This window comes from Streptomyces sp. NPDC003042 (assembly GCF_053591315.1).
This window is the reverse complement of the sequence record NZ_JBSFTP010000031.1, coordinates 1-20,313: the sequence shown is the minus strand read 5'-3', so window position 1 is coordinate 20,313 and position 20,313 is coordinate 1. Positions and strand designations below refer to the sequence as shown.

Genomic DNA, 20,313 nt, shown 5'->3' with positions numbered 1-20,313 from the left:
CGTCACCAGCGCAGAAGGACGAGTTCGGAGGCGAAGCCCGGCCCGAAGGCGAGCATCAGCCCGACGGATCCGGGCGCGGGCGGCCCGGCGGCCTGGACGGCGCCGAGGATGTGCAGGACCGAGGCGGAGGACAGGTTGCCCACCGCCGCCAGGGAACGGCGGCTCGCCGCGAAGGCGTCCTCCGCCAGCCCCAGGGTCTGGGACAGGACGTCGAGGATCTTCGGGCCGCCCGGGTGGCAGATCCACGCGTCGACGTCCGCGGGCTTGAGGTCGTGCGCGGCGAGGAAGGACTCGATCTCCTCCACCACGTGCAGCCGGATCAGCTCGGGCAGTTCACGGCCGAGCACCATACGAAAGCCCCAGTGGCCGATGTCCCAGCCGAGCAGGTGCTCCGTGCCCGGGTACAGGCGGCTGAGCGAGGCCACCACGGACGGGCCGGCGCCGGTGCCGTGGAGTCGATGGCCCGCCCCCACGGCCAGCAGCGCCCCGGCCCCGTCCCCGAAGAGCGCCCCGGCCACCAGGTTCGCCATCGAGGTGTCGGTGGGCTGGAGCGTGAGCGAGCACAGCTCCGTCGACAGCAGCAGGGCCGCGTGCTCGGGGCGGCCGGTCAGGTGGTCGTGCACCCGCCCGAGGCCGGCGGCGCCGGCCGCGCAGCCGAGACCGAAGAGCGGCACCCGGCGGACATCGGGCCGCAGCCCGGTACGGGCGGCGATCCGGGCCTCCAGCGAGGGCGTCGCGAGCCCGGTCACCGTCGTCGACATCACCAGGTCGACATCACGGGCGGTCAGTTCTGCCCCGGCGAGGACGCGCTCGACCGCCTGGACGGCGAGGTCCAGCGCGGTGCTGACGAAGAGGGCGTTGGTGGCGCCGAAGTCGACGCCCGGACCGTAGCGTTCGAGAGGGAGCGCGAGATGGCGGGAGTCGACCCGCACCGAGGCGTGGACCCGGCGCAGCAGGCTCCTGTCGGAGCCCGGAGGCAGACAGCGGGCGAGCGCCTCCGTGATCTGCGGCTGCCGGTACAGGTGGGGCGGGAACACGCTGCTCACTGCCAGGACACGTGTCATTGGCCCAACATAGGGAACATCCGGCGCCGGATCGCGAAGGACGCGAAGGGTGCGAAGCGGACATGCCGTCACGGCGTAGCGTGAGGCCGTGCCCGCCCGCTCCGGTCCCGCCTCCCTCCCCGTGCCCGTCGCGACCCACAGCCCCAGCCGGGGCCCGAGTCCCCTTCTCGCCGCCGCGGCGGGCCTGCTGGGGGCCTGCCACCCCCTCCCGGCGACCGCCGTGACCCTGTTCTCCGCCGCCCTGGCGGCGGCCGCGGGGCGCGGACCCGCCGGCGCCGCCCTCACCGCCGGCGCGGTGGCGGCGGGACAGCTTTCGGTGGGCTGGTGCAACGACCGCGCCGACCTGCGGCGCGACCTCGCCACCGGCCGCCGGGACAAACCCCTGGTGGCGGGCGCTGTCCGGCCGGCCACCGTGACCGCCGCCGCGCTCACGGCGCTCCTGCTGTGCGTCCCGCTGTCCCTGGCCTGCGGTGCTGTGGCCGGGGCCGCGCACCTCGCCGGGGTGGCGGCCGCCTGGGCGTACAACCTGTGGCTGAAGCGCACGGTCGCCTCCTGGCTCCCGTACGCCCTCGCCTTCGGCCTGCTCCCGGCCTTCGTCACGCTCGGCCTGCCCGGCGCGCCCTGGCCGCCGCTCTGGCTGACCGGCGCCGCCGCGCTGGTGGGTGCGGGCGCGCACTTCGCCAACGTCCTGCCCGACATCGCGGACGACCTGGCCACCGGTGTACGGGGCCTGCCGCAGCGGCTCGGCGCCCGGTGGTCGACCGCGCTGGCCGGACTGCTGGTGCTCGGGTCGACGCTGAGCCTGACCGTCGGACCGCGGGGGCCCCTCACCCCGTACGCCTGGGTGCTGCCGGGGCTGACCTGCGTCCTGCTGCTCGCCGCGACCCGGGCGCCCGGCCGGATCCCCTTCCTGGCCACGATGGTGGTGGCTGGGGCCGACGTGGCGCTGCTCCTGGTACGCGGCGCGGGCCTGTGACGACACGCCTACGCGGGGGAGGGCGGGCGGCGGGTACGGGTCCAGTCGAGGAGGTCGTCCGCCGGCCAGGTGTTGACCACCCGCTCGGCCGGTACGCCGCATTCCGCGGCCCGTGCGCAACCCAGGATCTGCCAGTCCAGCTGACCCGGCGCGTGCGCGTCGGTGTCGATGGCGAAGAGGGTGCCGGCCGCCAGGGCCTGCCGTAGCAGCCGCCGGGGCGGATCCAGCCGCTCCGGCCTGCTGTTGACCTCCACGGCCGTGCCCGACTCCGCGCACGCGGCGAAGACGGCCTCGGCGTCGAACTGCGACTCAGGTCGGCCCCGGCCCGTCAACAGGCGCCCCGTACAGTGCCCGAGGACGTCCATCAGCGGGTTGCGTACGGCCTCCAGCAGCCGCCGCGTCATGGCGGGCGACTCCATCCGCAGTTTCGAATGGACGGAGGCCACGACGACGTCCAGCCGCTCCAGCAGCTCCGGTTCCTGGTCGAGCGAGCCGTCGAGCAGGATGTCGCACTCGATGCCCGTCAGCAGCCGGAACGGCGCCCACGTGGCGTTCAACTCCGCGACCACCTCCAACTGCTCGCGCAGCCGCTCAGGGGACAGCCCCCGGGCGACCGTCAGACGCGGCGAATGGTCCGTGAGCACCGCCCACTCGTGCCCCAGCTCGGCGGCGGCCCGCCCCATCTCCTCGATCGGACTGCCCCCGTCGGACCAGTCCGAGTGCAGATGACAGTCGCCGCGCAGGGCCGCGCGCAGCGCGGTCGCGGCGGGCGCGGGCGGCGGCCCCCCGGCGGGCGCGGCGGCCCTGTCCTCCAGCGTGCGCAGATACTCCGGCACCGTATCGGCGAGCGCCTCCCGGACCACCTGGGCGGTGGTGGGGCCGATGCCCTTCACCGCCTCCAGCGAACCGGCCCGGACGCGCTCGGCCACCTCGCGCTCACCCAGTCGTACGAGCGCGGCCGACGCCGTACGAAAGGCCCGCACCCGGTACGTCGGCGCCTGCGCCCGCTCCAGCAGGAAGGCGATCCGGTCCAGCGCCGCCACCGGGTCCATGCGCACCTCCTCCGCGCCCAGTGTCGCAACGCCGCCGGGGCCCGGCGACCGCGGCCGAGTTAGGCTCGGTAACGAGCCGGATACGGCGGGAAAAAGGGGATGGTGTCCATGTGCCGCTGGCTGGCCTACTCGGGCTCGTCAATGCTGCTCGACGCGGTGCTCTACCGTCCCGAGCACTCGCTCATCAACCAGAGCCTGTACGCCCGCATGGGCGTCGAATCCACGAACGGCGACGGCTTCGGCCTCGGCTGGTACAGCCGGGAAGGAGACGGCACACCGGCGGTCTTCCGTGACGTCGCACCCGCCTGGAACAACCGCAACCTGCGGGAACTGGCCAGCCACGTCCGCTCCTCCCTGTTCTTCGCACACGTACGCGCCTCGACGGGCTCGGCGATACAGCAGACCAACTGCCACCCGTTCCGGCACGGCCGCTGGCTGTGGATGCACAACGGTGCGATCACCGACTTCCGCCGGTTGCAGCGCGATCTCTGCATGGCCGTCGACCCGGCGCTGTTCCCCTGCATCGAGGGATCGACCGACTCCGAGGTGATGTTCTACCTGGCCGTCACCTACGGCCTCGACCAGGACCCTCCGGGCGCGGTGGCCCGGATGGCGGGCCTGGTGGAACGCCTCGGCAAGGAGCACGGCGTGCCCGATCCGCTCCAGATGACGATCGCGGTGAGCGACGGTACGACCGTGTGGGCGTTCCGCTACTCCAGCAAGGGGCGGTCCCGCTCGCTCTTCTACAGCAGCAGGGCCGAGACCATTCGGGAGCTCCACCCGGATCTGGACTTCCTCAGCGAGGTCTCCGACGCGTCCCGGCTGGTGGTGTCCGAGCCGCTCGGGAACCTGCCCGGTGTCTGGAACGAGGTGCCCGAGGCGAGCTACACGGTGATCCCGTCGGCGCCGGGGCAGGAATACTTCCCGTTCATCCCCGAACTGCCCTGACGGCCGGCTACGCCGGTAGCTCGAGAGGGGTGGTGAGGGTGAACAGCGCCCCGTCCGGGTCGCGGAGCGTGACCGAGCGTTCGGCGTGGGTCGAGGCGATGTCCGAGACGGCGCTCCCGCCGAGCGCGGTCGCGGCCTCCACGGCCGGCTCCAGGCGCGGGACGCGGAAGTGGACGTGCCAGCGGGGCCGGATGTGCGGGTTGTAGGCCGCCGATTCGACGGGACCGCCGCGCAGCCGGGCGACGGGCTCCCCGGCCTGCCGCAGGACGACCTGCTCCTCCTCGTACGAGACCTCGCAGCACCCGGCGCGGCCGGTGGCCCACTCCAGCACCTCGCCGTAGAAGAGCGCCGCGTCGAAGGCGTTGCGCGTACGCAGTTCCAGCCAGGCCGGAGCCGGGGTCACGCCCACGCGCCAGCCGGAGGAGACGGCCCCCTCCCAGATCCCGAAGACGGCCCCTTCGACGTCCGCGACCAGCGCCGCGCGGCCGCCCGACGGGAAGGAGACCGGACCGACCGCGACCGTGCCGCTGCGCTCGCGGATCCTGCCCGCCGCCACGTCGGCGTCCTCGACGGCGAAGTACGGGGTCCAGGCCACCGCCATCGCCAGGTCGGAGGCCAGCGCCCCGATGCCCGCCACCGGTGCGCCGTCCAGTACGGCCACCGAGAAAGCCTCGCCGAGACGGCCGGGACGGAAGGTCCAGCCCGCGACCGCACCGTAGAAGCGCTGGGCCGCCGGCAGGTCGCGGGCCATCAGGCTGACCCAGCACGGTGCCCCGAACACGTCCCTCGTCGAAACCTCCACCATGCCTGCCGCCTCTCGTCCGCCACCGCGCCGTCCCGTCCGAGGACGATCCGAGGACAAGAAGTAGCGCCCCCAGCCCCGGTGCGAGGCGCAGGCGCGCCGCCCCGCGGGTCACCACCAGTAGGCGGGGTACCTCGGTGCCTTGCGGCGGATGCGGGAGCCGGCGTACCCCGTCAGGACGAGGAGCACCGTGGAGCCGAACAGCAGGGGGACGAACCGGGCGGGCGCCGGGGTCTGGAGCACGATCACGACGGCGGTGGCGCAGGCGGGCGAGTGCGGGGTGCGCGCCGCCGTCACCAGCGCCAGGGTGAGCCCGGCCGCCACCGCCGCCGTCCAGGCGCTGCTGCCCGCCACCGCCAGGGCGCCGTAGCCGACGACGGCGCCCAGCAGGTGGCCGACGATGACGCCACGCGGCTGGGCGAGGGGCAGGGTGGGGGCGCTGTGGACCAGGGCGGCGCTGGCGGCCAGCGGCGGTATCAGCACCGGTTCGTGGAGCATCGCGCCGATCGCCACGAGGCCCAGGAGCACCGTGGTCGCCGCGCTGACGCTGTGGAAGGCCGCGATCGCGCTCGGACGGGCGGGGGCCTTGACGGTCACCAGGCGGGGGCGGGGGGACGGTTCGGGTTCGGCGGCGGGTCGCGGATGCGGGACGGTGGTGGTGCGGGTGCTCATGCGGGGCGGGATTCTCCAGGGGCGGGTGGCGGGTGGCGGGTGGCGGGTGGCGCGGGGGCAGGGCAGTCCGGGCAGGATTTTATCGTTCACCCGTGCGAAGCCGGTGGGCGGGGTGAGGCGGACGGGTGCGCACAGGGTGAATCGGCCGCAGCGGCCCGGCGCCGATCGTGTATGACTGCGGGGCACGCGCTGAAGGCACCGGAAGGACCGACATGATGACGCACCCCCACTCCGCCGGGGTCCTGACGGACCTCGACGCGGTGATCGCCGACGCCCCCGCCGACGCGAGCGGCGCGCTGTGGCGGCTGACCGGAGCCGAACGCGGCCTGGACTCCAACCTCATCCGGCTGCGCCCCGGCGCGGTCGTCGCGGAACACGCCGAACCGGTGCTCGACGTGCTGCTCGTCGTCGTCGAGGGCACCGGCCGGATCGACACCGAGGACGGACCGCACCCGCTGCGGCCCCACTCGGCGGTCTGGCTGGCGAGGAACGCGAGGCGCTCGCTGACCGCCGGCCCGGACGGGCTGACGTACCTGACCGTCCATGCACGGCGGCCCGGCCTCGGCATCGGCATCCGGCCCGGCCTCGGCCGCGGCAGCGCCCCCGCCCCGGCGCCCGCGCCTCCCGCCCCGGCCGAAGGCGGCGAAACGGCCTGCCTGCTCCACCGGGTCTGCCCCGGCTGTGGCCGCCTCGCCACCGAATCCGCCGCACGCTACTGCTCCCGCTGCGGCAACGAACTCGCGGATTAGGGGGTGTTTCCCGGATCTCCGTGGGAGAAGGAGCGGGGTCTGGCGCGTGCGATCGCAAGGCGCCGGAGTGTCCTAGTAGCGGAGCTACTCGGGCATTTCGGCAACGCGGCGAGCGTGCGTGCCAGGGCCCGCGACGCCGCGGAGATCCGGGAAACACCCCCTAAGCCCCGGCCCCGCCGACGCGCCGTAGGGTCGCCGTCATGACGACCATGGGCCCCCACGACCTCACCCTCGCCCTGGCGTCCGCCGTACGGGCGCTGCGCGACGCCGTGCGCCTCGACTGGTCCGTCCCCGCGGCGGGACTCGAGTGGAGCTGCCACGACACCGCTGTCCACGTGGCCGACGACCTGACCGGATTCGCCGCCCAGCTCGCGGGCCGGGTGGCCGGTTCCTGGCTCCCGATGGAGGTCGTCGCCGCGCCCGGCACCCCGCCCACGGCACTGGTCGGCCTCGTCGAGGCGAGCGGGCGCCTGCTGTCCGCCGCCGTCTACGCCGCCCGCCAGGACGACCGGGCCTGGCATCCGGCCGGAGTCGCCGGAGCCGACGGCTTCGCCGCGATGGGCGCCGCGGAAATCCTGCTCCACACGCACGACATCCTCGGCGGTCTGGGGATCACGCACTGGCGGCCGTCCGGCCGCACCACCGTCCAGGTCCTCGACCGGCTCTTCCCCCACGTCCCGCGCCCGGCGGCGGGCGACCCCTGGGACGCGCTGCTGGCGGCCACCGGCCGGGCGGACCTGCCGGGCCTGCCCCGACAGCGCACGTGGCGCTGGTACAACGACCCGATCCGGGGCGCGGGCGTCGTGCTGTGCGAGATCTCCCCCTCGCTCGCCGAGGACCTGCGGGACGGGGGCACCGGCGGGTTCACCTGGACCGAGGACGGGCCCGTGGAGGGGACGCGCGTCGCCGCCGCGCTGGTGCTGCGTGCGCGGGACGAGGGCACGTACCGGCCGGGCTGGGGACCGTACGCGATCATCCGCGCCGGCGACCGGCGGGCGATCGGCGAGATCGGCTTCCACGCCGCGCCCGCCGCCGACGGCCACGCGGACATCGGCTACGACCTCGTACCGTCCGCCAGGGGCCACGGGTACGCCACGCGGGCGGTGCGCGCCCTGGCCCGCTGGGGATTCGAACAGCCGGGACTGACCCAGCTGCGCGCGACGGTCGACGACGGCAACCCGGCCTCCCACGCGGTGCTGCGGCGGGCCGGGTTCCAGAAGGACGGCTCCGTCCCGGGCGGCGTCCGGTACCTGCTGCGCCCCGGCGGCTGACGGCCGCGGGACGGTGGCTGCCTGACCCACCGTGGGAGGAGATCCGGTCCTGACGGAGCGGACCGCACGGCGGCCGTGCGATGCTGGCCGGGTGACGCTACCGGACCTGGTTCGGCTCCGCCGGGCCCGCGACCTGATGGACCGCGACTACGCGGAGCCGCTCGATGTCCCCGCCCTGGCACGCGGGGCCCACATGTCGGCCGGCCACTTCTCCCGCAGCTTCCGCGCCGCGTTCGGGGAGACGCCGTACAGCTACCTGATGACGCGCCGGATCGAGCGGGCCAAGGCGCTGCTGCGGCGCGGCGACCTGTCGGTGACGGAGGTCTGCTTCGCGGTCGGATGTACGTCGCTGGGGTCGTTCAGCTCGCGGTTCACCGAGCTGGTGGGCGAGAGCCCGAGCGCGTACCGGGCGCGCCGGCACGAGGAGGGCGCGGCCGTACCGGCCTGCGTCGCCAAGATCTTCACGCGACCGGTGAGGAACGCGGAACCGGTCAGGAACGGAGAAGCGAAGCACACGGCTCGCCCGTAGCGTGAACCGCATGGACATCACACTTTCGCAAGTCTTCATCGCCGTCGACGACCACGACAAGGCGCTCGCCTTCTACCGGGACGTGCTCGGACTCGAAGTGCGCAACGACGTCGGGTTCGAGGGGATGCGCTGGGTGACGGTCGGCTCGCCGTCACAGCCCGACGTGGAGATCGTGCTGGAACCGCCCCTCGCCGACCCGAACGCCTCGCCCGCCGACCGGCAGGCCATGGCGGAGCTGCTGGCCAAGGGCATGCTGCGCGGCGTGATCTTCTCGACCGACGACTGCGACGCCGCCTTCGAGCGCATCCGCGCCGCGGGTGGCGAGGTGCTGCAGGAGCCGGTCGACCAGCCGTACGGGGTCCGCGACTGCGCCTTCCGCGATCCCGCGGGCAACATGCTGCGCTTCACCCAGCGTCCCGCCAAGTGAGCCGAGAGGGAGACACGATGAGCACGGCCACGAGGCCGGCCACGCAGCCGCCCGCGCCGCACGTCGCCGACCGGCACGATCTGATCCGCGTGCACGGCGCGCGCGTGAACAATCTCAAGGACGTCAGCGTCGAGATCCCCAAGCGCCGGCTGACCGTGTTCACCGGCGTCTCCGGCTCGGGCAAGAGCTCGCTGGTGTTCGGCACCATCGCCGCCGAGTCGCAGCGGCTGATCAACGAGACCTACAGCGCCTTCGTGCAGGGCTTCATGCCGACGCCGGCCCGGCCCGAGGTCGACGTACTCGACGGGCTGACCACCGCGATCATCGTCGACCAGCAGCGGATGAGCGGCGACCCCCGCTCCACGGTCGGCACCGCCACCGACGCCCACGCGATGCTGCGCATCCTCTTCAGCCGGCTCGGGCAGCCGCACATCGGCTCGCCGGGCGCTTTCTCCTTCAACGTCGCCTCGGTCCGGGCGAGCGGGGGGTTCACGGTCGACCGCGGCGCCGACAAGACCAGGACGCAGAAGGTGACCTTCACCCGCACCGGCGGCATGTGTACGCGCTGCGAGGGCCGGGGCACGGTCTCCGACATCGACCTCACCCAGCTCTACGACGACTCCAAGTCGCTCGCCGAGGGCGCGTTCACCATCCCCGGGTGGAAGTCGGACAGCTTCTGGACCGTTCGCGTCTACGCCGAGTCGGGCCTGCTCGATCCGGACAAGCCGATCGCTAAGTTCACCAAGAAGGAGATGCGGGACTTCCTCTACCGGGAGCCGACCAAGGTCAAGGTCGAAGGCGTCAACCTCACCTACGAGGGGCTGATCCCCAAGATCCAGAAGTCGTTCCTGTCCAAGGACAAGGAGGCGATGCAGCCGCACATCCGGGCGTTCGTGGACCGGGCGGTCACCTTCACCGTCTGCCCCGAGTGCGACGGCACCCGGCTCAGCGAGGCGGCCCGCTCTTCGAAGATCAAGGGGATCAGCATCGCCGACGCGTGCGCGATGGAGATCCGCGACCTGGCCGAATGGGTCCGCGGCCTCGACGAGCAGTCGGTCGCGCCGCTGCTCGCCGCGCTGCTGCGGACCCTCGACTCGTTCGTGGAGATCGGGCTGGGCTACCTCTCGCTCGAACGGCCGTCCGGCACGCTCTCGGGCGGCGAGGCGCAGCGCGTCAAGATGATCCGCCACCTCGGCTCCTCGCTCACCGACGTCACCTACGTCTTCGACGAGCCCACCATCGGCCTGCACCCCCACGACATCCAGCGGATGAACGACCTGCTGCTGCGGCTGCGGGACAAGGGCAACACGGTGCTCGTCGTGGAGCACAAGCCGCAGACGATCGCCATCGCCGACCACGTCGTCGACCTCGGCCCCGGCGCCGGTACGGCGGGCGGCACCGTCTGCTTCGAGGGCACCGTCGAGGGGCTGCGGGCCGGCGGCACCGTCACCGGCCGCCATCTCGACGACCGGGCCGCCCTCAAGGAGACGGTACGGACGCCCAGCGGCGCGCTGGAGATCCGCGGCGCGACGGCGCACAACCTGCGGGGCGTCGACGTCGACATCCCGCTCGGGGTGCTGTGCGTCATCACCGGGGTCGCCGGCTCGGGCAAGAGCTCCCTGATCCACGGCTCGATCCCGCCCGGCGCGGATGTGGTGTCGATCGACCAGGGCGCGATCCGCGGCTCGAGGCGGAGCAACCCGGCGACGTACACCGGACTGCTCGACCCGATCCGCAAGGCGTTCGCGAAGGCCAACGGCGTGAAGCCGGCGCTCTTCAGCGCCAACTCCGAGGGCGCCTGCCCCACCTGCAACGGAGCTGGCGTCATCTACACCGACCTGGCGATGATGGCCGGCGTCGCCACCACCTGCGAGGAGTGCGAGGGGAAGCGGTTCGAGGCGTCCGTACTGGAATACCACCTCGGCGGGCGCGACATCAGCGAGGTGCTCGCGATGCCGGTGACCGAGGCCGCGGAGTTCTTCGGCGCCGGCGAGGCGCGCACCCCGGCCGCGCACCGCATCCTCGACCGGCTCGCCGACGTCGGCCTCGGCTACCTCAGCCTCGGCCAGCCGCTCACCACACTGTCCGGCGGCGAGCGGCAGCGGCTCAAGCTGGCCACCCACCTGGGCGAGAAGGGCGGCGACCGGCTCGTCTACGTACTCGACGAGCCGACCACCGGCCTGCACCTCGCCGACGTCGAGCAACTGCTCGGCCTCCTCGACCGGCTCGTCGACTCCGGCAAATCGGTCGTCGTCGTGGAGCACCACCTGGCGGTCATGGCGCACGCCGACTGGATCATCGACCTCGGCCCCGGCGCCGGCCACGACGGCGGCCGGATCGTCTTCGACGGCACACCCGCCGACCTCGTCGCCGCCCGCTCCACCCTCACCGGCGAGCACCTCGCGGCCTACGTCGGCACCTGACCGAGGCCGCCGTCCGGCAGCGGCGGCGGATCCAGGTCCTCGGCCGGGGGCCGGGTTGCCGGTGCCCGGCACCGTCATCATGGACCTGATCACCACGCACCTCCCGGCGGGCTCCCGGGCCCCGATTACCCCTGGTCGGCCGCGTTCGGCAGGATGTGGGGCATGACCGAGATCCGCACCCCCCGCCTCATGCTGCGCCGCTGGACCGATGACGACCTCGTCCCCCTGTCGGAGATCAACGCCGACCCGGAGGTGATGCGCTTCATCGGCGACGGCTCCGTCCTCGACCTGGAGGAGACCGCCGACACCATCGAGCGCTGGGAGGAGGAATGGGACGAGGAGGGCTTCGGTCTGTTCGCCGTCGAACTGCTCGCCTCGGGCGAACTGATCGGCGCCGTCGGCCTGTCCGTGCCCGAACACCTGCCCCAGGTGATGCCCGCCGTGGAGATCACCTGGCGGCTCGGCCGCTCCTACTGGGGCCAGGGGTACGCCTCCGAGGCGGCCCAGGCCACGTTGGAATTCGCCCTCCAGGACCGCGGACTCGACCGGGTCATCTGCGTCAACCGGGTCGGCAACGAGGACTCCGAGAACGTGATCCGCAAGCTCGGCATGGCGGAGGACGGCACCATCAACGACCCCGAGACCGGCGCCCTCCTCGCCCTCTACACCATCGACCTCACCGAGTACGAGGCCTGAGGCACCGACCCCGCGCGCGCATCAGCCGATCGGTCGACCCCCGGGTCGACCGGAGCGCTCGCACGCTCCCGCCGCAGGGTGGACCGTCCGGCCAGGGGCGCGGGCCCAGCATGGGACCGGGGAGCGGCGGCGGGCACTGGACGTCCCGGCCCGCCCCGGAACCGGAGGGACACCATGAACCCGCACGACCGACCGCTGCTGGACGCCGCCCGGCGCGGCGACGAGGCCGGGGTGAGCGCGGCGCTCGCCGCCGGAGCCGCCGTGGACGCACGGGACGAGCAGCTGCGCACCGCCCTGCTGCTCGCCGTGCTCGGCGACCACGTGGAGGCCGCCGGCGTGCTGCTCGCCGCCGGGGCCGACCCCGACGCCGCCGACGCCCGCGCGGACAGCCCCTGGCTGGTCACCGGGGTCACCGGCAGCGTCCGGATGATGCGCCTGCTGTTGACCGCCGGACCGGACCTGGGACAGGTCAACCGCTTCGGCGGGATCTCCCTCATCCCGGCCGCCGAGCGCGGCCACACCGGCTACGTCCGCGCCGTCCTGGAGGAGACCGGCATCGAGGTGAACCACGTCAACCGGCTCGGCTGGACCGCCCTGCTGGAGGCGGTGATCCTCGGCGACGGCGGACCCCGCCACGAGGAGATCGTCGCCCTGCTGCTCGCGGCGGGCGCGGACCTGGCGCTGGGCGACCTCGACGGCGTGAGCGCGTACGAGCACGCCGTGCGCCGCGGCTTCCACGGCATCGCGCGGCTGCTCGGCGCGGTCGCGCTGCCGCCGCGGCCGCAGGAGGACCGATGAGCCGCCGCCGCGTCCGAACCGCCCCGGCCGTGCTCGCCGTCGGCCTGCTGCTGGGCGCCTGCACGGCCCAGACCGGTCCGGCGCCCCGCCCGGCGCCCGCCACACCGGCCGCGCCGCTCCACCCGGCCGCCGCCACCCCGGCCGGCACCCTGCTGGTCGCGGACTTCGGCGCCGACACCGTCACCTTCGTGGACCCCGCACGGGGCTCCGTCGCCGCCGTGCCCGTCGGCAGGGCCCCGTACGGGCTGGCCGTCGGGGCGGACGGCCGGGCCTGGGTGGCCACGGCCGAGGGCGTCGCGGTCGTCGACACCCGCACCCGGACCCGCTCGTCGCTCATCCCGTACCGGACGGCCACCGGACCGGCCACCGGCGGGGAGTACCGGGGCGGCGGCATGGGCATCGCCCTCTCGCCCGACGGGGCCCGCGCGTACGTCGGCGTCAACGTGCCGGGGACGAAGGGTGTGCTGGAGGTGGTCGACACCGCCAAGGGCGAGATCACGGCCGCCGTTGCGGTGGGACGGCGCCCCTTCGACGTGGACGTCTCACGGGACGGCGGCGAGGTCTACGTCACCGACCACGACTCCTTCGACGTCACCGTCGTGGCCTCGGACTCGCTGCGGTCGCGACGCGTCGAGGTGGCGCCGTACGGCACTGGAGGCGGCCTCGGCTCCTGGCTGAAGCCGCACTACACGGCCGTCCGCCCCACCGACGGCATGCTGCTGCTGCCCTTCGAGGGGGAGCGGCTCGCCGTCGTCGATCCGCGCACGGGCGGCACCACCATCGAGCCCATGACGGCCGACACCCACCAGCACGGCGTCACGATCACCCCGGACGGCCGGCTGCTGGTGGTCGGCACGGGCCCGGTCGACCCCTCGGACGGCAGGGGCCCCTCCCTGACGGTCCGCTCTCCGGACGGCACGGAACGGGTCCACCCGCTGGACGGCCCCCACGAGGACGTGGCCGTTTCCCGCGACGGGAAGACGGCCTACGTCACCGGCGGCTACACCCGCGACGGCCACTGGAACGGCGTCACGATCGTCGACCTGGACACGGGGGCGGCCCGCAGACTGTCCGCGGGGAGCCGTCCGCTGGGCATCGCCGTCCTGTGACGGTGTCGGCGGCCGTGTCGGCCCGGCCGTCAGCAGAAGTCAGCCTTTGGTAAGCCATAAGGCCCGGTTATGGGGTCATAACCAGGGGGCGGGTGCCGGGTTAGGGTGACCTTAGTTTAAAGTTCCCTTGATCAGTCAGATTGTCGGTCGAAGGGAACTCAGTCATGCCTCGCCCTCTGCGGGTAGCAATCGTCGGTGCCGGCCCCGCCGGTATCTACGCGGCCGACGCGCTGCTGAAGTCCGAGGCAGCGGTAGCGCCCGGGGTCTCCATCGACATCTTCGAGCGGATGCCCGCGCCCTTCGGTCTGATCCGGTACGGGGTCGCTCCCGACCACCCGCGCATCAAGGGCATCATCACGGCCCTGCACCAGGTGCTCGACAAGCCGCAGGTCCGCCTCTTCGGCAACGTCGACTACCCGAACGACATCTCGCTCGACGAACTGCACGCGTTCTACGACGCCGTGATCTTCTCCACGGGCGCCACCGCCGACCGCGCGCTCAGCATCCCGGGTGTCGAGCTCGACGGCTCGTACGGGGCCGCCGACTTCGTCTCCTGGTACGACGGCCACCCGGACGTGCCGCGCACCTGGCCGCTGGAGGCCGAGAAGGTCGCCGTCCTCGGCGTCGGCAACGTCGCCCTCGACGTCGCCCGCATCCTCGCCAAGACCGCCGACGAGCTGCTGGCGACCGAGATCCCGCCGAACGTCTACGAGGGCCTGAAGGCCAACAAGGCGCTCGAGGTCCACGTCTTCGGCCGCCGCGGCCCGGCGCAGGCCAAGTTCAGCCCGATGGAGCTGCGCGAGCTCGACCACTCGCCCACCATCGAGGTCATCGTCAACCCCGAGGACATCGACTACGACGAGGGCTCGATCACCACCCGCCGCTCCAACAAGCAGGCGGACATGGTCGCCAAGACCCTGGAGAACTGGGCGATCCGCGACATCGGCGACCGCCCGCACAAGCTCTTCCTGCACTTCTTCGAGTCCCCGTCGGAGATCGTCGGCGAGGACGGCAAGGTCGTCGGACTGCGCACCGAGCGCACGGAACTCGACGGCACGGGCAACGTCAAGGGCACGGGCGAATTCACCACCTGGGACGTCCAGTCCGTCTACCGGGCCGTCGGCTACCTCTCCGACGAACTGCCCAAGCTGCCCTGGGACGTCGACTCCGGCACGGTGCCGGACGAGGGCGGCCGCGTCATCGAGGCCGGCGAGCACCTGGCGTCGACGTACGTGACCGGCTGGATCCGCCGCGGCCCGATCGGCCTGATCGGCCACACGAAGGGCGACGCGAACGAGACCGTCGCGAATCTGCTGGCCGACCACGCGGGCGGCCGTCTGCTCACCCCCTCCACGCCGGAGCCGGAGGCGGTCGAGGCCTTCCTCGCCGAGCGGCAGGTCCGGTACACGACCTGGGACGGCTGGTACCGGCTGGACGCCGCCGAGAAGGCGCTGGGCGAGCCCCAGGGCCGCGAGCGCGTGAAGATCGTGGAGCGCGAGGGCATGCTGGACGCGAGCGGCGCGTAGGGCCGCGTAGGGCCTGTGGGGACGAACGAGTGGGGCCCGTCATCGGCGGGCCCCACTCGTGGTCAGTCCTGGATGGAGACGATCTTCTTCGTCGCCAGGTCGGCCTGGACGTGGATCTGAGTGGTGTCACTGCCCCAGGTCAGGGTGACCGTCGCGTTGGTCTTTCCCGTCCCGCTGCCCGTGGAGGTCACCTTCCACTGGAGCGGCACGTTCTGCGCGCGCAGCACGCCGTTGGCGTGGTTCGTCTCCTCCCACCGCTTCAGCTCCCGCTGGAGGGGCTCGGAGAGGTAGAAGGCGCGCAACTGGTCGGCCGTCGCCCCGTCACCCTCGTACACCGCGTCGATGTAGGAGCCGTAGAAGTCGGCGATCCGGGTGAACGCGCCCTCCGGGCTGCCGGATACGGACTGGCCCGCGGCGGCGGTCGCGGAGGTCCCGGTGACCAGGGCGAAGGAAAGGGCGGCCGCCCCGGCGGTGGCCGCGAGGGCGATGGCGGTGACGCGCTTGGTCGGGAGCTTCGGCATCGATCGGTACCTTTCGCCGTGCTGATGACGTGCCATGACGGTCGGTGGCACTGTCTTTGAGGACGGGGCTGCGGTATGTCCCGGTTCTGGGCGTGCGGGACATGGCCGAAATTCGCCCGTACGGGGGATTCGTGGACGACTGGGGCGGCCGGGCGGAATGCGGCACGGGCTCCCGAGGTTCGGACAGACGCGACATCCGACTCCGCACCCACTGGAGAGCTCATGAAGATCGGCATCATCGGCGCCGGCAACATCGGCGGGAACCTCACGCGCCGGCTCACTTCCCTCGGACACCAGGTCGCCGTCGCCAACTCCCGCGGCCCCGAGACCTTGACCGCCCTTGCCGAGGAGACCGGTGCCACCCCCGTCACCGTCGCCGAGGCGGCCCGGGACGCCGAGATCGTCGTGGTGACCATCCCCCTGAAGAACGTGCCGGACCTGCCCTCCGGGCTCTTCGACCACGCGGCCGACGGCTTCGCCGTCATCGACACCGGCAACTACTACCCGCGCCAGCGCGACGGCCGCATCGCCGCCATCGAGGACGAAGGCCTGACCGAGAGCCGCTGGACCGAACGACACCTGGGCCACCCGGTGGTCAAGGCCTTCAACGGCACCTACGCCGAGGACATCCTGGACAGGCCCCTCCCGGCCGGCGACCCCGGCCGCTTGGCCCTGCCCGTCGCGGGTGACGACGAGGCGGCCAAGAAGGCCGTGCGCGGCCTCATCGACGAACTGGGCTTCGACACCGTCGACGCGGGCGGCCTGGACGACTCGTGGCGTCAGCAGCCCGACACGCCGGTCTACGGACTTCGCGCGGGCACCGCCGCCGTCGAGAAGGCGCTGGCAGCGGCTTCGCCGGTGCGTCCGGAGGCTTTTCGGGCCGAGTGACTTTCCGGGGTTGACCTGCTGCTCTGTGCTACGGTGCACCTCGGTTGCAGGTGTGGTTCCCAAAGATTTAAGTGCTCCCGCCGGATTGCCCGACGGGTGCACTTTTTATTTCCGGATGCTTTTCGGACGGGTCAATCATCACGGCGACACCGGCGTCCGCACAGTGCGGGCCCGGATTCAGACCCGAAGGAGATTTCTCATGGCATCCGGCACCGTGAAGTGGTTCAACGCCGAAAAGGGCTTCGGTTTCATCGAGCAGGACGGCGGCGGCGCTGACGTCTTCGCCCACTACTCGAACATCGCCACCCAGGGCTTCCGCGAGCTCCAGGAGGGCCAGAAGGTGAACTTCGACGTCACGCAGGGCCAGAAGGGCCCGCAGGCCGAGAACATCGTTCCCGCCTGACGCTGTCGGCGAAGCGGTGACCACAGGGCCGGGGCCCGCACCATCGGTGCGGGCCCCGGCTCGTTGCCGCGGTGACCTGACCCGGGCCCACCGGGCTTCCTGATCCGTACGGCTACCTGGACCGTGACGCATTGGGCAGAATGACCGTCGTGACGACACTGAGCAAAGGCGCCAACCTGCCGGTCCCGGCTTCCTCCGTCAGAGCGGTGCTCGGCTGGTCGGCCGGGCCGGGTGTGCCCGACGTGGACGCCTCCGCGCTGCTCCTGACCGGCAGTGGACGGGTCCGCTCCGACGGGGACTTCGTCTTCTACAACCAGCCGAGGCACTCCTCCGACGCCGTACGCCACCTCGGGAAGCAGCCCGGAGCGGACGCCCTCGACGTCGATCTGGCCGCCTTGGAGCCGGACATCGAACGGGTCGCGCTGTGCGCCTCCGCCGACGGCGGCACCTTCGGGCAGGTCCCGGGGCTGCATCTGAGGCTGCTCGACGCGGCGTCGGGAGCCGAGTTGGCCCGTTTCGACATGGCGGCAGGGCCGGAGACCGCCTTCGTGAGCGGTGAGCTCTACCGGCGGGCCGGCGCGTGGAAGTTCCGGGCGGTCGGCCAGGGGTACGCGAGCGGCCTGGCGGGGCTGGCGACCGATTTCGGCATCACCGTGGACGAGGAACCGCCCCCGACGCCGCCCGCGGCCGCCTACACGCCGCTGCCGACGCCCGCGCCGCCCGCTCCGGCTGCCCGGCCCGCCCCGCAGGCCTCTCCCGCCTCTTCTGCCCCGTCCGCCGTTCGGCTGATCAAGGGTGAGGAGCGGCTGCCCGTGGACATGCGCAAGCGCCTCTCGCTGCGCAAGGAGCAGGTCGCCGTCAGCCTGAGCAAGGCCGGTGCCGCGGGCGTCACCGCCCGCGTCATCCTCGTCCTCGACGCCTCCGGGTCCATGGGCACCCTCTACAGCCGCGGCACGGTCGCGAGCGTCGTGGAGCGGATGGCCGCCGTCGCCGCACAACTCGACGACGACGGCGAGATGCAGGCCTGGACCTTCGCCACCAACCCGGCCCGGCTGCCCGACCTCGCGATCGGTGACCTCCCGGAGTGGCTGCGCCTGCACGTGCGCGTCGGGCAGATGAGCCTCTTCGGCCGGAAGAAGCCGCCGAAGGGACAACTCCCGGGCCAGGTCGACATGCGTGCGGTCGGCTTCCAGAACGAGGAGCAGAAGGTCATCGCCGAGGTGCGCGCCTTCGTGCGCGCCGAGCCGGTGCCCGTTCCGACGCTGGTCCTGTTCTTCTCCGACGGGGGCGTGTACCGCAACAACGAGATCGAGCGGGAACTGCGCGCGGCCGTGGAGGAGCCGGTGTTCTGGCAGTTCGTCGGACTCGGCCGGGCCGGATTCGGCGTACTGGAACGCTTCGACAACATGCCCGGACGCCGCGTCGACAACGTGGGCTTCTTCGCCGTCGACGACATCGACCAGGTCTCCGACCCGGAACTGTACGACCGGCTGCTGTCGGAGTTCCCGTCATGGATGCGGGCCGCCCGGCAAGCCGGGATCCTGCGCTGAACGAGCCCGGACCCGAGGGAAGGAACAGCCGTATGCCCGGCCCCGCCGACATCCGGATCCTGCGCGCCACCGACCGTACGGCGGCGCCCTGGAAGAACGGCGGAGGAGTCACCCGCGAGATCGCGGCGTGGCCCGAGCAGGCCGGGGCCGCCGATTTCGCGTGGCGGGTCAGCCTCGCCGAGGTGGCGGCCGACGGCCCCTTCTCGGTCTTCCCCGGCGTCGAGCGCACGCTCGTCCTGGCCGAGGGCGCGGGCATGGACCTCACCGTCGCGGGCGTGGACCGCCTCGTCGACGAGCGGTACGCGCCCCGGCACTTCCCCGGTGACCGGCCGACCGACTGCCGGCTCCTGGGCGGCCCGGTCGTGAACTTCAACGTGATGTACCGCCGTGGGCACACCGAGGCGCGGACGGCCGTCGTACGCGGCGAACTCGCGCTCACCGTCCTGCCGGGCGAGACCCTCCTGGTCGTCGCGCTGGACGGACCGGCGACGCTCGACCCCGACGGCGGACCCGCCGCCGCTGTCCCCGCCGAACTGGCCCCGTACGACGCCGCCCTGGCGACGGCGCCCCTCACCTGCCTCCTGCGCACCACGGGACGGGCGGCCGTCGTACGGCTGCGCGCGGGTGCGGGGCGCGCGCCATAGCCGCCGGTGAACTCGCCGCGGCCGCCGCCCGGTACGAGCTCCACGACCAGCGCGCGCGGACGCGCAACGAACGCCGGTCCGGGACACAGCCGTAGGTGCCGGGAGCCGGCCCCTCCACGTCGAGGGCGAACAGCCGCCGCCCCGCCGTGTACAGGGCGCCCGCGCTCGGGTAGGAGCGGCCTGCGGCGGTCGCGTCGCGCTCCCGCGGCCCTCAGCCGTTCGTCAGCCGTCCGTCAGGGTGTGGAGGACCTTGTCCAGCCGGACCTGCCGCGTCCGCGGCGTGCGTGCCTGGAGCAGCGGCAGGATCAGCAGGTAGCGGCCGGTCTTGTCGAGGGCCTCGAAGGCCTTCGAGGCCCGGGGATCGGCTTCGAACGCCGCCGCGAGATCGGGCGGCACCGTCGCCGTCTTCTGGGACTCGTACGCCGCGGCCCACCGGCCGTCCGCCTGCGCCGCGCGTACCTCCGCCAGCCCGGGTTCGCGCATCCGCCCCGCCGCTGTCAGCGCCGCCACCTTGTCCACATTCACCTGCGACCACAGGCTCCTGGGCCGCCGCGGCACGTACTTCTGCAGGTAGTACCGCTCGTCCAGGGACCGTCGTTGCCCGGAGACCCAGCCGTAGCACAGCCCGATGTCGACCACCTCGTCATCGGTGACCGTCGGGATGCCGGACTTCTTCTTGGCCAGCTTGATCCACACGCCCTCGGCGCGCGTGTGGTGCCGCGCCAGCCAGTTCTCGAACGCCTCGGCGTCCGCGAAGGCGATGACTTCCACACCATCCAACTCGTCCATGCCGTCAGGCTAACGGCCGCCTCACGGACCGCCCAGGGAAATTCGCCCCAGCAGGCGCCCACCCACACCGCCTGGTTCGACAACTGGTCGCAGGAGGGCTTCCGGAACCACTCCGTACGTCAGGTGATCCGCGCCGGCGCCGAAGGGTCCGAGCTGCGGGTGCGGCTGTCGAACGCCTACGGCACGACCCCGCTCCGGCTCACCGGCGCGACCGTCGCACGCGGCGCCTGGCGCGCCGGCGCCGCCGGTCTCGCCGATCGCCGGATGACGTCCTGGGACGGCCGGCACCGACCGGCCGTCCCAGGCTGCCGGGTAGACGCGTTCCTAGGGAGTGTCGTCAAAGTAGCTCCGGCCGCCCGAAGGGCGGGGCCGGTGGGGCCTGGTGCGTGCGATCGCAAGGCGGAGGAGGGAGTCGACGCGGAGCGTCGGCGACCGACGACAACCTGGGGGTCCCCCCGGCCGGAGGCGGGGGGATG

The 20,313-nt window shown here is 72.9% G+C and carries 21 protein-coding genes; 15 read left to right on the top strand and 6 right to left on the bottom strand.

The window, feature by feature from the left end; all coding sequences use genetic code 11:
• Window positions 1-2 precede the first annotated feature (2 nt).
• The gene (locus ACWDYJ_RS17510) at window positions 3-1,064 is read right to left on the bottom strand and encodes a type III polyketide synthase (protein WP_451566434.1); all 1,062 of its coding nucleotides are present in this window, start codon (window positions 1,062-1,064) and stop codon (window positions 3-5) included.
• An 88-nt stretch (window positions 1,065-1,152) separates the two neighbouring features.
• Here ACWDYJ_RS17510 and ACWDYJ_RS17505 point away from each other — a divergent pair, with 88 nt between their 5' ends.
• Window positions 1,153-2,040, top strand: a complete 888-nt coding sequence (locus ACWDYJ_RS17505; protein WP_451566433.1) for a UbiA family prenyltransferase — start codon at window positions 1,153-1,155, stop codon at window positions 2,038-2,040.
• Between the two features lie 8 nt (window positions 2,041-2,048).
• On the opposite strand, the gene ACWDYJ_RS17500 is transcribed toward ACWDYJ_RS17505, so the two are convergent.
• Window positions 2,049-3,092, bottom strand: coding sequence for a PHP domain-containing protein (locus ACWDYJ_RS17500; protein WP_451566432.1), 1,044 nt, complete (start codon window positions 3,090-3,092; stop codon window positions 2,049-2,051).
• A 108-nt stretch (window positions 3,093-3,200) separates the two neighbouring features.
• Between ACWDYJ_RS17500 and ACWDYJ_RS17495 the strand changes: the two genes are divergently transcribed.
• Window positions 3,201-4,040: a class II glutamine amidotransferase gene (locus tag ACWDYJ_RS17495; protein ID WP_451566431.1), complete on the top strand. Its 840-nt coding sequence runs from the start codon at window positions 3,201-3,203 to the stop codon at window positions 4,038-4,040.
• A gap of 7 nt (window positions 4,041-4,047) precedes the next feature.
• On the opposite strand, the gene ACWDYJ_RS17490 is transcribed toward ACWDYJ_RS17495, so the two are convergent.
• A complete protein-coding gene (locus ACWDYJ_RS17490) occupies window positions 4,048-4,845 on the bottom strand; it encodes a VOC family protein (protein WP_451566430.1) in 798 nt (265 codons plus the stop codon).
• A 108-nt stretch (window positions 4,846-4,953) separates the two neighbouring features.
• On the bottom strand, window positions 4,954-5,514 hold the full coding sequence (locus ACWDYJ_RS17485) for an HPP family protein (RefSeq protein ID WP_451566429.1): 561 nt from the start codon (window positions 5,512-5,514) through the stop codon (window positions 4,954-4,956).
• Window positions 5,515-5,726: 212 nt separating this feature from the next.
• Here ACWDYJ_RS17485 and ACWDYJ_RS17480 point away from each other — a divergent pair, with 212 nt between their 5' ends.
• The 9 genes from ACWDYJ_RS17480 (at window position 5,727) to ACWDYJ_RS17440 (ending at window position 15,042) form a co-directional block, all read left to right on the top strand.
• Window positions 5,727-6,263: a hypothetical protein gene (locus tag ACWDYJ_RS17480; RefSeq protein ID WP_451566428.1), complete on the top strand. Its 537-nt coding sequence runs from the start codon at window positions 5,727-5,729 to the stop codon at window positions 6,261-6,263.
• 200 nt (window positions 6,264-6,463) lie between these two features.
• Window positions 6,464-7,534 (top strand): GNAT family N-acetyltransferase, encoded by a 1,071-nt coding sequence (locus ACWDYJ_RS17475; RefSeq protein ID WP_451566427.1) that lies wholly within the window; start codon window positions 6,464-6,466, stop codon window positions 7,532-7,534.
• A gap of 91 nt (window positions 7,535-7,625) precedes the next feature.
• The gene (locus ACWDYJ_RS17470; RefSeq protein ID WP_451566426.1) at window positions 7,626-8,063 is read left to right on the top strand and encodes a helix-turn-helix domain-containing protein; all 438 of its coding nucleotides are present in this window, start codon (window positions 7,626-7,628) and stop codon (window positions 8,061-8,063) included.
• 10 nt (window positions 8,064-8,073) lie between these two features.
• Window positions 8,074-8,490 (top strand): VOC family protein, encoded by a 417-nt coding sequence (locus ACWDYJ_RS17465; protein ID WP_451566425.1) that lies wholly within the window; start codon window positions 8,074-8,076, stop codon window positions 8,488-8,490.
• Window positions 8,491-8,507: 17 nt separating this feature from the next.
• Window positions 8,508-10,913: an ATP-binding cassette domain-containing protein gene (locus tag ACWDYJ_RS17460; RefSeq protein WP_451566424.1), complete on the top strand. Its 2,406-nt coding sequence runs from the start codon at window positions 8,508-8,510 to the stop codon at window positions 10,911-10,913.
• 162 nt (window positions 10,914-11,075) lie between these two features.
• The gene (locus tag ACWDYJ_RS17455) at window positions 11,076-11,609 is read left to right on the top strand and encodes a GNAT family N-acetyltransferase (protein WP_451566423.1); all 534 of its coding nucleotides are present in this window, start codon (window positions 11,076-11,078) and stop codon (window positions 11,607-11,609) included.
• A 174-nt stretch (window positions 11,610-11,783) separates the two neighbouring features.
• Window positions 11,784-12,407 (top strand): ankyrin repeat domain-containing protein, encoded by a 624-nt coding sequence (locus ACWDYJ_RS17450; RefSeq protein WP_451566422.1) that lies wholly within the window; start codon window positions 11,784-11,786, stop codon window positions 12,405-12,407.
• On the top strand, window positions 12,404-13,516 hold the full coding sequence (locus ACWDYJ_RS17445) for a hypothetical protein (protein WP_451566421.1): 1,113 nt from the start codon (window positions 12,404-12,406) through the stop codon (window positions 13,514-13,516). The genes ACWDYJ_RS17450 and ACWDYJ_RS17445 overlap by 4 nt, the downstream gene beginning before the upstream one ends.
• A gap of 164 nt (window positions 13,517-13,680) precedes the next feature.
• Window positions 13,681-15,042 carry an FAD-dependent oxidoreductase gene (locus tag ACWDYJ_RS17440; RefSeq protein WP_451566420.1) on the top strand — a complete coding sequence of 454 codons (1,362 nt, stop codon included), beginning with the start codon at window positions 13,681-13,683 and terminating at the stop codon, window positions 15,040-15,042.
• 62 nt (window positions 15,043-15,104) lie between these two features.
• On the opposite strand, the gene ACWDYJ_RS17435 is transcribed toward ACWDYJ_RS17440, so the two are convergent.
• Entirely contained in the window at window positions 15,105-15,563 is a 459-nt protein-coding gene (locus ACWDYJ_RS17435) for a hypothetical protein (RefSeq protein ID WP_451566419.1), read from the bottom strand.
• Between the two features lie 222 nt (window positions 15,564-15,785).
• Here ACWDYJ_RS17435 and ACWDYJ_RS17430 point away from each other — a divergent pair, with 222 nt between their 5' ends.
• The 4 genes from ACWDYJ_RS17430 (at window position 15,786) to ACWDYJ_RS17415 (ending at window position 19,048) form a co-directional block, all read left to right on the top strand.
• Window positions 15,786-16,451 carry an NADPH-dependent F420 reductase gene (locus tag ACWDYJ_RS17430; protein ID WP_451566418.1) on the top strand — a complete coding sequence of 222 codons (666 nt, stop codon included), beginning with the start codon at window positions 15,786-15,788 and terminating at the stop codon, window positions 16,449-16,451.
• Window positions 16,452-16,650: 199 nt separating this feature from the next.
• Entirely contained in the window at window positions 16,651-16,854 is a 204-nt protein-coding gene (locus tag ACWDYJ_RS17425; RefSeq protein ID WP_030228921.1) for a cold-shock protein, read from the top strand.
• A 140-nt stretch (window positions 16,855-16,994) separates the two neighbouring features.
• Window positions 16,995-18,404: a VWA domain-containing protein gene (locus ACWDYJ_RS17420; RefSeq protein WP_451566417.1), complete on the top strand. Its 1,410-nt coding sequence runs from the start codon at window positions 16,995-16,997 to the stop codon at window positions 18,402-18,404.
• A 32-nt stretch (window positions 18,405-18,436) separates the two neighbouring features.
• Window positions 18,437-19,048 carry a HutD/Ves family protein gene (locus tag ACWDYJ_RS17415; RefSeq protein WP_451566416.1) on the top strand — a complete coding sequence of 204 codons (612 nt, stop codon included), beginning with the start codon at window positions 18,437-18,439 and terminating at the stop codon, window positions 19,046-19,048.
• Window positions 19,049-19,270: 222 nt separating this feature from the next.
• Here ACWDYJ_RS17415 and ACWDYJ_RS17410 read toward each other — a convergent pair whose 3' ends face one another.
• Window positions 19,271-19,837, bottom strand: coding sequence for a YdeI/OmpD-associated family protein (locus ACWDYJ_RS17410; protein WP_451566415.1), 567 nt, complete (start codon window positions 19,835-19,837; stop codon window positions 19,271-19,273).
• Window positions 19,838-20,313: the final 476 nt, after the last annotated feature.

Coding starts and splice junctions, on each gene's coding strand:
- ACWDYJ_RS17510 (WP_451566434.1), bottom strand. CDS start 1,064: ATGACACGTGTCCTGGCAGTGAGCAGCGTGTTCCCGCCCCACCTGTAC.
- ACWDYJ_RS17500 (WP_451566432.1), bottom strand. CDS start 3,092: ATGGACCCGGTGGCGGCGCTGGACCGGATCGCCTTCCTGCTGGAGCGG.
- ACWDYJ_RS17495 (WP_451566431.1), top strand. CDS start 3,201: ATGTGCCGCTGGCTGGCCTACTCGGGCTCGTCAATGCTGCTCGACGCG.
- ACWDYJ_RS17490 (WP_451566430.1), bottom strand. CDS start 4,845: ATGGTGGAGGTTTCGACGAGGGACGTGTTCGGGGCACCGTGCTGGGTC.
- ACWDYJ_RS17485 (WP_451566429.1), bottom strand. CDS start 5,514: ATGAGCACCCGCACCACCACCGTCCCGCATCCGCGACCCGCCGCCGAA.
- ACWDYJ_RS17480 (WP_451566428.1), top strand. CDS start 5,727: ATGATGACGCACCCCCACTCCGCCGGGGTCCTGACGGACCTCGACGCG.
- ACWDYJ_RS17475 (WP_451566427.1), top strand. CDS start 6,464: ATGACGACCATGGGCCCCCACGACCTCACCCTCGCCCTGGCGTCCGCC.
- ACWDYJ_RS17465 (WP_451566425.1), top strand. CDS start 8,074: ATGGACATCACACTTTCGCAAGTCTTCATCGCCGTCGACGACCACGAC.
- ACWDYJ_RS17460 (WP_451566424.1), top strand. CDS start 8,508: ATGAGCACGGCCACGAGGCCGGCCACGCAGCCGCCCGCGCCGCACGTC.
- ACWDYJ_RS17455 (WP_451566423.1), top strand. CDS start 11,076: ATGACCGAGATCCGCACCCCCCGCCTCATGCTGCGCCGCTGGACCGAT.
- ACWDYJ_RS17450 (WP_451566422.1), top strand. CDS start 11,784: ATGAACCCGCACGACCGACCGCTGCTGGACGCCGCCCGGCGCGGCGAC.
- ACWDYJ_RS17445 (WP_451566421.1), top strand. CDS start 12,404: ATGAGCCGCCGCCGCGTCCGAACCGCCCCGGCCGTGCTCGCCGTCGGC.
- ACWDYJ_RS17440 (WP_451566420.1), top strand. CDS start 13,681: ATGCCTCGCCCTCTGCGGGTAGCAATCGTCGGTGCCGGCCCCGCCGGT.
- ACWDYJ_RS17435 (WP_451566419.1), bottom strand. CDS start 15,563: ATGCCGAAGCTCCCGACCAAGCGCGTCACCGCCATCGCCCTCGCGGCC.
- ACWDYJ_RS17430 (WP_451566418.1), top strand. CDS start 15,786: ATGAAGATCGGCATCATCGGCGCCGGCAACATCGGCGGGAACCTCACG.
- ACWDYJ_RS17425 (WP_030228921.1), top strand. CDS start 16,651: ATGGCATCCGGCACCGTGAAGTGGTTCAACGCCGAAAAGGGCTTCGGT.
- ACWDYJ_RS17420 (WP_451566417.1), top strand. CDS start 16,995: ATGACCGTCGTGACGACACTGAGCAAAGGCGCCAACCTGCCGGTCCCG.
- ACWDYJ_RS17415 (WP_451566416.1), top strand. CDS start 18,437: ATGCCCGGCCCCGCCGACATCCGGATCCTGCGCGCCACCGACCGTACG.
- ACWDYJ_RS17410 (WP_451566415.1), bottom strand. CDS start 19,837: ATGGACGAGTTGGATGGTGTGGAAGTCATCGCCTTCGCGGACGCCGAG.